This is a genomic window from Faecalibacterium sp., from assembly GCF_052358865.1.
Classification (GTDB): domain Bacteria; phylum Bacillota; class Clostridia; order Oscillospirales; family Ruminococcaceae; genus Faecalibacterium; species Faecalibacterium butyricigenerans.
Genome location: NZ_DAWCVJ010000085.1, coordinates 1 through 9927, shown reverse-complemented (window position 1 = coordinate 9927; position 9927 = coordinate 1). Strand labels below are relative to the sequence as shown.

The window sequence follows — 9927 nt, the reverse complement described above, 5'->3', positions numbered from 1 at the left end:
ACCTCGACCTGACCCTCTCCCGCCCCCAGTTCGAAATGATGACCGGCGACCTGCTGGCCCGGACCGTGGCCCCTGTGCAGAACGCGCTGCGGGACGCCGGCATCTCGGCCTCCCAGCTGGGCAAGGTGCTTTTGGTCGGCGGCAGCACCCGGATGCCTGCCGTCGAGCGTCAGGTAAAAGAGCTGCTGGGCTGTGAGCCGAGCCACAGCCTCAACCCCGACGAGTGCGTGGCGATGGGTGCCGCCGTACAGGGCGGCCTGTTGCAGGGCGGCGGCAAGCTGGCCGGTGCCACCGGCGCAGCAGCGCAGGGCCTCGTGCTGATGGATGTCACCCCTCTGACCCTCTCCATCGAGACGCTGGGCGGCGTCGCCACCCCCCTCATCACCCGCAACAGCATGATCCCCACCCGCAAGAGCCAGCTCTTCACCACGGCCCGCCCCATGCAGACCAGCGTGGAGATCAACGTCCTGCAGGGCGAGCGGCATTTTGCCCGGGACAACAAGAGCCTCGGCAAGTTCAAGCTGAACGGCATCCGGGCCAGCTTCTCGTCCAAGCCTCAGATCGAAGTCACCTTTGACATCGACGTCAACGGCGTGGTCAAGGTGTCGGCCAAGGACCTCGGCACGGGCCGGGAGCAGAACATCACCATCACCGGCAGCACCAACCTCTCGGAGAACGAGATCCAGCGCGCCATGGCGGACGCCGCCGCCTACGAGGCCGAGGACAGCCGTCGCAAGGAGCGTCTCGATCTCCACAATCAGGCCGAGGTGCTGGCCTATAAGGTAGACGAAGCTCTCTCGAAGTGCAAGAAGGAGCTGGACAAGGAGGAGAAGAACCGCATCAAAGCCGATGTGGCGAACCTCCGCCGCTGCCTGCGGAAGGATAAGCCCGAGAAGATGAACGAGACGGAGGAAGCGAACCTCCGTCAGGCCAAGAGCCAGCTGGAGGCCAGTGCAAACCACCTGATGCTCCTCTATGCCTCGGAGCAGGGCGGGAGCGGCCCGGACGATACCATCTGAACACACAAGAAGGCCCGCTGCGATGAATGCAGCGGGCCTTCTTGCTGTTCGTATCAGTGGAAAAGAGGAGAGAAAACGGTTCGTTTGCGGCTCAGCGGCCGACGATGAGGTCGCGGCGGCTGCGGAAGCCCACGGTGAGGCGGGCGCTGCTGCCGAGGTGGCGCAGGGTCACTTTGGTGCCGGACTTCTGGCCCTCGCACAGGAGGGTCAGGTTCAGGGTGGTGGAGGTCTTTCCGGTCTTGAACACCAGCGTGCTCACACCCTGATCCAGCAGGGCCTGCATATCGAGGATGGTGGCCCGGAAGGTGGCGTTGTCATCCGGAGCGTCCAGCGTCAGCACCTGACCCTCCTGACGGGCGGTATAAAGCACCTGCTTGCCCAGCAGACCCTTGACGGTGTAACGGGCCTCGTGCTTTTCCTCCGCTGCGTCGGAGATCATCATGACGTTGCCCTGAATGGGATTCTCCACCGGGGAGGCGTAGCCGCCGTAGTTGGGGTCTACCTCCCCCACCGGAACGTCAGAGTGGAGGGCGATGTCGCCCTGCGTCATGACGCTCTCGGCCTGCGGGGGCAGATAGCCCGCGACGACCGTGTCATCAGCAGCGAAAGCGCCCACGCTCATTGCAGCGGTCATGGTCAGCAGAGCGGCCGCAGCAGCGGCACGGCGTGCAGTGTTCTTGTTCAGTCTCATATGTCGTATCCTCCTGTAGGGGGATGACCTCTCCGTCAGCACTGACGGAGGGGGCTTCCCAAATCACTATCTTATTTGCGACACGGCGCATCAGAAAACCGCCGTATCTGTAATGAATACGGATACGGCGGTCGGATTATTGCAGCGCTTTCCTTTTATTTTTCATCTGAGGCTTTTTCTTCGAGGATGGCCATGAACTCGTCGCCGGTGATGGTCTCCTTCTCGTAGAGGTACTTTGCCAGCTCGTCGAGCTTGGCCCGGTTGTCGGTCAGGATCCGGATGGCCTTTTCGTGCTGGGCCTTCACCAGCTCCACGACCCGCTGGTCGATCTCCCGCTGGGTCTGGGCCGAGCAGGCCAGCGAGGTGTCGCCGCCCAGATACTGGTTGTTCACCGTCTCAAGGGCCACCATGTCGAACTCCTTGCTCATGCCGTAGCGGGTGAGCATGGCGCGGGCCAGCTTGGTGGCCTGCTCGATGTCGTTGGATGCACCGGTCGTGACCGACTGGAAGGCCACCTCCTCGGCGGCACGACCGCCGGTGAGGGTGGCGATCTTATTTTCCAGCTCTTCCTTGGTCATGAGGTAGTGGTTGCCCTCTTCGACCTGCATGGTATAACCCAGTGCACCCGAGGTGCGGGGGATGATGGTGATCTTCTGGACGGGAGCGGAGTGGCTCTGGAGCGCCGCCACCAGTGCATGGCCGACCTCATGGTAGGCCACGATGCACTTTTCCTTGTCGGTGAGGATGGAGTTCTTCTTCTGGTAGCCTGCGATGACCACCTCGATGCTCTCCTCAAGGTCAGCCTGCGTCACGCTCTTGCGGCCCGAGCGGACAGCCCGCAGAGCGGCTTCGTTGACGATGTTGGCCAGCTCTGCGCCGGAAGCGCCGGAGGCCATCCGGGCCACGGTGTTGAAGTCAATGCCGGGGGCAAGCGCCACCTTCTTGGCATGGACCTTCAGGATCTCCTCGCGGCCCTTGAGGTCGGGCAGCTCGACCGGCACACGGCGGTCGAAGCGGCCGGGACGGGTCAGGGCGGGGTCGAGGGAGTCCGGGCGGTTGGTGGCCGCGAGGATGATGACGCCGGTGTTGCCCTCAAAGCCATCCATCTCGGTGAGCAGCTGGTTCAGGGTCTGCTCCCGCTCATCGTTGCCGCCCAGCTGGCCGCTGTTGCGCTTCTGGCCGATGGCGTCGATCTCATCGATAAAGACGATGCAGGGGGCCTTTTCCTTCGCCTGCTTGAACAGGTCGCGCACCTTGGAGGCACCCATGCCCACGAACATCTCCACGAACTCCGAGCCGGAGATCGAGAAGAAGGGCACGTTGGACTCACCGGCCACGGCTTTTGCCAGCATGGTCTTGCCGGTGCCCGGAGGGCCGACGAGGAGGATGCCCTTGGGCATGGAAGCACCGATCTCTTCGTATTTCTTAGGGTCGTGCAGATAATCGACGATCTCCTGCAGATTCTCTTTGGCCTCGTCCTCGCCGGCCACATCCGCGAAGCGGATGCCGTGGGTGGACTGGACATAGACCTTGGCGTTGGACTTGCCCACGCCGCCGAACATCATCGAGTTCGCGCCGCCGGCCTTCTCCATCAGCTTCCGGTTCATAACATTGCCCAGCCAGACGAAGAGGACGATGGGCAGCACGAAGCTCAGCAGAAAGCTCATCAGCGGCGAGGCCTGCTCGACGATCTCGCTGGAAAACTGCGCGCCCGCGTCGTAAAGGCGCTGGGTCAGGTCGGGGTCGTTCATGAGGCCCGTCTTGTAGACCTGCGTTTCGTCTTTATCGGTAAAAAGGATCTGGTTGGATTCCACATCCACCCGGCCGATGTCCTTCTCCTCGGTCATGGACATGAAGGTGCCGTAGTCCACTTCCTTGATCTGCCGTTCGTTCATCCACGGCACGAGCACGAAGTTGAGCAGCATCAGCACCAGCAGCACGATGGCGTAATAGATGGCCAGCGGCTTTTTGGGGGTCTTGACTTCTTTCATGGGGTTCCCTCCTCGCCCTCTCCGTCTGCTTTGCAGCCACCTCTCCCACGGGGAGAGACACTGGCGTGCCGGGCAGGCTGGAGCGGGACGACCAAAGCTTATGATCTCGGAAACGGCAGTGCCCTGCAGTTCCCTGTGAGTGTGATAGTAGCATACCACGACGCCATTTAAGAAACCAGCGTTTCGAGGGTAACTTTGCAAAAACTTCGCAGATTCTTAACAAAGAAGCCCGCCGGATGCATTTTCCATCCGGCGGGCTTTCCCTGCCTTTTATCGCCCTGCGGTTTCCCGGAGGATGAGATTCAGCTTTTGGCCTTCAGCACCGTCGGCTCAGCGGGCGGCGGCGTGAGGGTGGAGTGGGCCAGCACGAAGGCAGCGGCCCGGCTGGACGCGATGCGCTGCGCGGCGCGGCGGCGGTCGTTTGAGGGGAAGGTGTGCTCCCCGTCCCGCTTGTCGTCCCAGTGGGCCAGTTCTTCTTCCACCTCGGCCTCCGTGGGCCAGAGCTGCTCTCGCTGCGCCACCAGCAGCAGGCCCATCCGGCTGCGCAGCTTGCGCTCCGCCTCGGTGTGGAGCCATGCGCGGAACTCCTCTACGGTCTGGCCCTGCACCTTCAGATACTGGTCGAAGTTGATGCCATTGGCCTGCATCCGCAGGTTGAACTGACGCTGTTCGGCAAAGTAGTTGCCCGCCACGAGCTGCTTGGGCAGCGGGCCTGTGACCTGTGTGCCCAGCTGGGCGATGAGGGCCTGTTCGGCCACGGCGCGGGCCTGCTGGCAGCGCTGGGCGTAGATCTCCTGCGTCACTCTGGCCCGGAGTTCCCGCCTGCCCTCGGCATCGGCGGCGCGGTCCTCGTCGCCGTGATTCCGGTTGATCTCCAACTCGATGGTCAGTTCCCGGATGGGCCGGGGCTGGATGGGCTGGACAAAGCCGGTGTATTCCCCCAGCTCCAGCGGCGGCAGACAAAAGAACTGCGCTCCCACCCGGAATCCCTCGGCCCGGTTCACCGCCAGCAGCTCAAAATCCGGATCTGTGACAGGCTGCAAGCCATGCTCCGCCATCAGCTGAGCAAACAAGGGCGAAAAGCCCTCCAGGATCGCCCGGTTCACCGCCGCCGTCAGCAGGTCATCTTCGTCCTGCGCAGCCCCCGGGGCGGCTCTCACGGCCTGCACGGCTTCTTCCAGCTCTGCCGCCGTCGCGGAAAAGACCACCCGGCAGTCGCCCGGCTCCGCCATTCCAAAATGTTCGAGTTTCATCTTTCTTTTCCCCCTCTCAATGGACGATGCCGGCCATCAGCACCAGCAACACGATGCCCAGCACGATGTACAGCACTTCCGCGCCCAGAACGGACTTATCGCCCTTGACGTACATCTCGGCGGGGTCGTCCGGGTCATAATAAAGGGTGACGACCGCGCCCTGCTCCAGCTCTCTGCCCTTTGCGGGCTTGGGATAATGGAGATGGTGGATGCCGCCTGCGGTGGAAAATTCCAGCAGATAGGCTTCACCGTCCCGGCTCTGCACCGTGCCCGCCACTGCGGCCTCTACTTTTTCGCCCCGGGTCATGAGCCTGCGCCGACGCGACCAGCTCCGCCACGCCATATAGAACATGATGCCTGCGCCGATGAGAAAGATAATGATATTGAACATCTGTAGTTTCCCTCTTCCGTAAATAGTCCCGCCGGGCCGCCTGCCCCGCAGGGGGTGATATTTATTGTACCATATCCCGCCAGATTTTTCGCCCCATTCGGCCTATACGGAATGCAACAATTTTCGCCCGAAAATTTGTAGCATGATTTTTGAAAAAAGTGCTTGACTTTCTCTGCATCCGTGGTATAATAATCATCGTTCCGAGCCGAACGGCCACGAACAAAAACAGAATATGCGGATATGGCGGAATTGGCAGACGCGTTAGATTCAGGTTCTAATCGGGGCAACTCGGTGGAGGTTCAAGTCCTCTTATCCGCACCATGACGAATGTTCTTACAGCATTTAGCTGTCAAAGAACATTCGTCATTTTTTATTTGCTAAATAGCGACATCACAGGGGGCGTAGTTTACAACTACGCCTTTTCTTGTATTCACCGATACATCGGGTGTCGGTAAAGGAAGTGCGCTTGGAATCTCGATGGTGCCCACGCAGTTGTAGTGAATGCGGAGCCGCTGCTCCCATACACCGTTGACCTTTTCTGCATTGAACACTTCGATTTTTTCAACCAGTTCATTCAGCATCCGGGGTGTCAGCTTTTTTGCTCTGGTGTACTTGCGAACCAGACTGATGAACATATCCGTTGTCATGGTGCGGCTGCTCTGCTTTTCGATTTCGGAGCGGAGCTGTTTGATTTTCTCGGTCAGCTCCTTTTGCTCGTCCTCATATCTCCGGGACATTCTGGAAAAGCGTTCATCAGAGATCTTGCCGGAAACATTGTCCTCATAGATGCGCTCAAAGAGGCCGTCCAGTTCTTCATCACGGGCAAGAAGTGTTTTCAACTCTTTTTCTTTCAGCTTGCGGTCGGTTTCATCCGCCTGCTGGGAGTGCCCGATAACAGCTTTCAAAAAGTCGTCCTCATAGAGGCTGGCAAACTTGGTCAGCCGCCGAATTTCGCCCAGCACCACTTCTTCCAGAAAGTCTACCCTGATGTAGTGGGTGGATTGGCAGGTGCCGCGATTGCCCTTGTAGTTGGAGCAGTTGAAATACTTGATTTCCGGGTTGCCCTGATTGAAGTGGAAATGCAGATTGCAGCCGCAGTCTGCGCAGACAAGTAAGCCAGAGAACATATTGTGTTCTCCGTTGCTGGTACGACGTTTGCGCATTTTTCCGCGTTTCTGCTGTACCTGCTCAAACACGGCACGTTCAATAATGGGTTCGTGAACATCTTGGAACACCACCCAATTTTCCGGGTCGTTATGAATCCGCTTCTTGTTCTTGTAGGACTTGGAGTAGGTTTTGAAGTTCAGAACATCACCACAATATTCCTGCTGGTACAGAAGATGGGTAATCGTGGAGCCATTCCACTTGGTAGCGGGCCGTATCTTGCTCCTTCCGGGACGGCCGATGCCTTTCTGAATCCAGTAGGCCTGCGGCGTCAGGATGCCTTCCTTTTCAAACTGGGTGGCAATCTGTTCCGTGCCAAAGCCCTCCAACGTCATATCAAAAATGCGCCGGACAACTTGTGCAGCTTCTTCATCAATGACCCAATGCTTAGGATTGTTCGGGTCCTTGATATACCCATAGGGCGGAAGTCCCATCGGTTCGCCGGAGTTGCCTTTGATTTTATTACTGATACGGCGTTTCTTGCTGATGTCGCGGGCATACCACTCATTGAACAGGTTTCGGATGGGTGCCAGTTCGTTTTCTCCCTCGGCCGTGTCGATGTTGTCCGAAACGGCAACAAGTCGGATGTCATGGTCCGGGAAAAATTCTTCTGTCAGCCGTCCGACCTCAATATAGTTTCGGCCCAGACGGGAAAGGTCTTTGACGAACACAGCGGCGGCTTTCCCTTGTTCAAGCTGCTGCATCATTTCAACGAAACCGGGACGGTTCATGGTCACGCCGGAAATGCCATCATCCAGAAAGTGAACCAGATTGGTATAGCCTTTTTCCTTTGCAACTTTGGTGAGCAGCTTCTTTTGGTTGCCGATGCTGTAACTCTCGCCTTCCAAATTATCATCACGAGAAAGACGCTCATAGAGAAAAGCGGTTGCTTCACGGGATTTCTTGTTACTCGACTGTTTCATACTCGCTCCTTTCTTGGGACAGTCGAATAGCAAATTCACTTGTACACCTATATTATAACACAATCCGCTTTCTCTGTCCGCTGCCTCCCGAAAGGTCATTATAATTTTTCGCTTTCGGATTTCATCAGCCGGAGAAGAACTTCTCCTAAGGTCTGGGAGCTTTCTTCTTTGAACACCGGCTCAACGATAAAGGAGCGATTGCCAATACGATAAGTCGAATCCAGAGTAAGCATCTCTGGATTTTTTGTTTTTTCAGGGTTTGTCTTTTTCGCTTGCATCGTAAAAATCCCCTTTCTTAAAAATCAAAAAATGAGCCAACGGATGGCTGCTGGCAGCAGCCCACGGGAATCTCACCCCTGCATTCCTCATGCAGCCCTACTCATTGCCTGCGACGCTCTGAACGCTCGGACTTTGACGGTAAGGGAGTATCAGCCTGCCTGTATGTCATGGCCCGCAAGCAGCCGCGCTTGCATTGCGGCGGGGTGGAAATCGCTCCGCTTTTCAGAGAAAAGCATCGTGGCGCACCCGCCGTCCGGCTCGATACAGACAGCAACGTATCCGTTTGCCCTATGATGCACCGCCATTGTCCTGCGGGCATATTTTTCAAGGTGCTGTCCCGAAACGTGGAAAGGGTCAGACCGTTTCGGCTCTGGTCACAATAGAGGAAATAAGTTTGATTTCCAGATGGCGTTTCATGTACTCGTCTATGCACACATGGGGCTGGCCGTGCTTGTCGTAGAGAATGCCTGTACAGAGCTTGTTGATATAGCCTCTGTAATGTCGCAAAACCTGTTCAACTGCATCGGTGTCCCCAGCGCAGGCAGAGCGAATCACCGAGAGCGGTAAAAAATCTCTGCTCGTGTGTTCATAGGAGTTCATTTACGCCTAACCTCCCTCCGGCAAGTGCGCCTTTAGTTCTTTTCGCAACTCATTCAGCGTTTTTGTCCGGTGGCGCTGTACAGCACTCCGGGACATTCCCATGAGGTCGCCAATCTCGCCATCGCCCAGTTCCAGAACGCAAAACAGAATCAAAATGCTTTGTTCTTGCTTTGGCAGAGCGGCAAACGCATTGGCAACAAGTTCATTGTCGATGTGCAGATCACAGCCGTAGGATGAAAATACAAATTCTTCACTTGGATAATGGTCTACACTCGTGAGCTGCCCCAGTTCTTCCAACGAAAGAACGCTGAATGACTTTTCACGGTCAAGCAGACGTTTCTTATTTCGGTGATAGTTCCGGGCCTCATTTCGCAACACCGCTTTGCAGAACGCATCGAATCGGTACTGTTCGCCATCGTTGCGAGGAATAGCTTCCATCTTCTCACCCCCTTTCCGTGGGGATGTCGGGTGGATTTTTCCCTTTCCGCTAATATGACACCTGAAACACCCGATTCTGCCCGCTTTTTTGAAAATTTCCAAAAATATTTTTGAAACAGGCAGCTTTTCAGGCGGCAATAGAAAAGCTCAGCAGACCGAAAACGGCCAACCGGGCATAATGGCAGCACGAAACGCGCAGTGGCTACATCGTATAGTACATAGCAAAAGCCCTGCTGACCCTGTGCGGGAGCAAGGCTTTTTTTGACAGTTCAAAGCTAGGCGTTCGATAGAATATCAGGCGCATGGCGGCATCCTCCTAGCGGCCGCCATACGGACGATGAAACGCGCTGATAAGCAAAAAGAACCGGCGGCCCTGATTTTCTCAAAAGCCGTCGGTTCAAAATAGGTACACAAAATCACCTGCTCAAACCAACGGCTTTTTATTTCCCCTTAGTCGGGGCAGGCTCATGTGCTATATGATTGTTCTTTCTTAAAGGCGTCTTTCAGCCATTCATAGATTTCTGCGCTAATATCGCATTCGATTCAGCAGGTATCACCCCTGCCGCTTTATTTTCTATCAAGCCGATATTTTTTGCTCTGCGTTCCACATAGCAGCATATTTTCCGCCTTTTGCAAGCAATTCTTCGTGTGTTCCCGATTCAGCAATCTGTCCATCACCCATTACAAGGATTTGATCTGCATTTTTGACAATGGAAAGGGTATGAGCAATCATTACCACTGTCTTTTTTTCTTTTAGCAGATTGGCGATGGCCTGCTTTACGGCAAGCTCATTTTCAATATCAAGAGATGCGGTTGCTTCATCCAAAAGCAGGATAGGGCTGTTTTTCAGGATAGCGCGGGCTATTGAAATTCGCTGACGCTCACCGCCAGAGAGAAGATTTCCATTCTCGCCAGTCAGCGTATCGTATCCCTTTTCCATCTTACGGATGAAGCTGTCACAGTTGGCTTCCCGGCAGGCAGCCTCGATTTCTGCGTCCGTAGCATTAGGACGGGCGTGTCGGATATTATCCCGGATGGTATCATCAAAGAGAAATACGTCTTGGTCTACCATAGAAACTTGTTCCAGAACCCGCTCGGCGGCTACATGGTTAATGGGCTTACCTCCAATAGAAATCGACCCGCCCGTTCCTTCGTAATAATTTGCAATCAGGTTCAAA

The 9927-nt window shown here is 56.3% G+C and carries 10 protein-coding genes and 1 tRNA gene; 2 read left to right on the top strand and 9 right to left on the bottom strand.

Annotated features, from left to right (window positions below):
* The coding region (locus tag ACT8X9_RS11390; RefSeq protein ID WP_444269063.1) for an Hsp70 family protein at nucleotides 1-1019 on the top strand (1019 nt) is incomplete at its 5' end.
* 91 nt (nucleotides 1020-1110) lie between these two features.
* On the opposite strand, the gene ACT8X9_RS11385 is transcribed toward ACT8X9_RS11390, so the two are convergent.
* From ACT8X9_RS11385 to ACT8X9_RS11370, 4 genes are all read right to left on the bottom strand, one after another.
* Nucleotides 1111-1710 carry a transcriptional regulator, IclR family protein gene (locus ACT8X9_RS11385; RefSeq protein ID WP_227621532.1) on the bottom strand — a complete coding sequence of 200 codons (600 nt, stop codon included), beginning with the start codon at nucleotides 1708-1710 and terminating at the stop codon, nucleotides 1111-1113.
* Nucleotides 1711-1865: 155 nt separating this feature from the next.
* Nucleotides 1866-3701, bottom strand: coding sequence for an ATP-dependent zinc metalloprotease FtsH (gene ftsH / locus ACT8X9_RS11380; protein ID WP_227621531.1), 1836 nt, complete (start codon nucleotides 3699-3701; stop codon nucleotides 1866-1868).
* A 302-nt stretch (nucleotides 3702-4003) separates the two neighbouring features.
* Entirely contained in the window at nucleotides 4004-4954 is a 951-nt protein-coding gene (locus tag ACT8X9_RS11375) for an FKBP-type peptidylprolyl isomerase (RefSeq protein ID WP_444269062.1), read from the bottom strand.
* A 16-nt stretch (nucleotides 4955-4970) separates the two neighbouring features.
* Entirely contained in the window at nucleotides 4971-5345 is a 375-nt protein-coding gene (locus ACT8X9_RS11370) for a DUF3592 domain-containing protein (RefSeq protein WP_444269061.1), read from the bottom strand.
* A 234-nt stretch (nucleotides 5346-5579) separates the two neighbouring features.
* Between ACT8X9_RS11370 and ACT8X9_RS11365 the strand changes: the two genes are divergently transcribed.
* A tRNA-Leu gene (locus ACT8X9_RS11365) sits at nucleotides 5580-5666 on the top strand.
* Nucleotides 5667-5722: 56 nt separating this feature from the next.
* On the opposite strand, the gene ACT8X9_RS11360 is transcribed toward ACT8X9_RS11365, so the two are convergent.
* The 5 genes from ACT8X9_RS11360 to ACT8X9_RS11340 all read right to left on the bottom strand — a co-directional run.
* Nucleotides 5723-7432 carry a DUF4368 domain-containing protein gene (locus ACT8X9_RS11360; protein ID WP_444269060.1) on the bottom strand — a complete coding sequence of 570 codons (1710 nt, stop codon included), beginning with the start codon at nucleotides 7430-7432 and terminating at the stop codon, nucleotides 5723-5725.
* A gap of 98 nt (nucleotides 7433-7530) precedes the next feature.
* Nucleotides 7531-7710, bottom strand: a complete 180-nt coding sequence (locus ACT8X9_RS11355; RefSeq protein WP_005927535.1) for a hypothetical protein — start codon at nucleotides 7708-7710, stop codon at nucleotides 7531-7533.
* 355 nt (nucleotides 7711-8065) lie between these two features.
* Nucleotides 8066-8311, bottom strand: coding sequence for a helix-turn-helix domain-containing protein (locus ACT8X9_RS11350; RefSeq protein WP_117477652.1), 246 nt, complete (start codon nucleotides 8309-8311; stop codon nucleotides 8066-8068).
* Between the two features lie 6 nt (nucleotides 8312-8317).
* Nucleotides 8318-8749 carry a sigma-70 family RNA polymerase sigma factor gene (locus ACT8X9_RS11345; RefSeq protein ID WP_120020354.1) on the bottom strand — a complete coding sequence of 144 codons (432 nt, stop codon included), beginning with the start codon at nucleotides 8747-8749 and terminating at the stop codon, nucleotides 8318-8320.
* Between the two features lie 577 nt (nucleotides 8750-9326).
* Nucleotides 9327-9927: ATP-binding cassette domain-containing protein (locus ACT8X9_RS11340; RefSeq protein ID WP_444269059.1), on the bottom strand; the 601-nt coding region annotated here is incomplete at its 5' end.

What these genes read in the sequence shown, in the direction of transcription:
- ACT8X9_RS11385 (WP_227621532.1), bottom strand. Translation starts at nt 1,710, where the DNA reads ATGAGACTGAACAAGAACACTGCACGCCGTGCCGCTGCTGCGGCCGCT.
- ftsH (WP_227621531.1), bottom strand. Translation starts at nt 3,701, where the DNA reads ATGAAAGAAGTCAAGACCCCCAAAAAGCCGCTGGCCATCTATTACGCC.
- ACT8X9_RS11375 (WP_444269062.1), bottom strand. Translation starts at nt 4,954, where the DNA reads ATGAAACTCGAACATTTTGGAATGGCGGAGCCGGGCGACTGCCGGGTG.
- ACT8X9_RS11370 (WP_444269061.1), bottom strand. Translation starts at nt 5,345, where the DNA reads ATGTTCAATATCATTATCTTTCTCATCGGCGCAGGCATCATGTTCTAT.
- ACT8X9_RS11360 (WP_444269060.1), bottom strand. Translation starts at nt 7,432, where the DNA reads ATGAAACAGTCGAGTAACAAGAAATCCCGTGAAGCAACCGCTTTTCTC.
- ACT8X9_RS11355 (WP_005927535.1), bottom strand. Translation starts at nt 7,710, where the DNA reads ATGCAAGCGAAAAAGACAAACCCTGAAAAAACAAAAAATCCAGAGATG.
- ACT8X9_RS11350 (WP_117477652.1), bottom strand. Translation starts at nt 8,311, where the DNA reads ATGAACTCCTATGAACACACGAGCAGAGATTTTTTACCGCTCTCGGTG.
- ACT8X9_RS11345 (WP_120020354.1), bottom strand. Translation starts at nt 8,749, where the DNA reads ATGGAAGCTATTCCTCGCAACGATGGCGAACAGTACCGATTCGATGCG.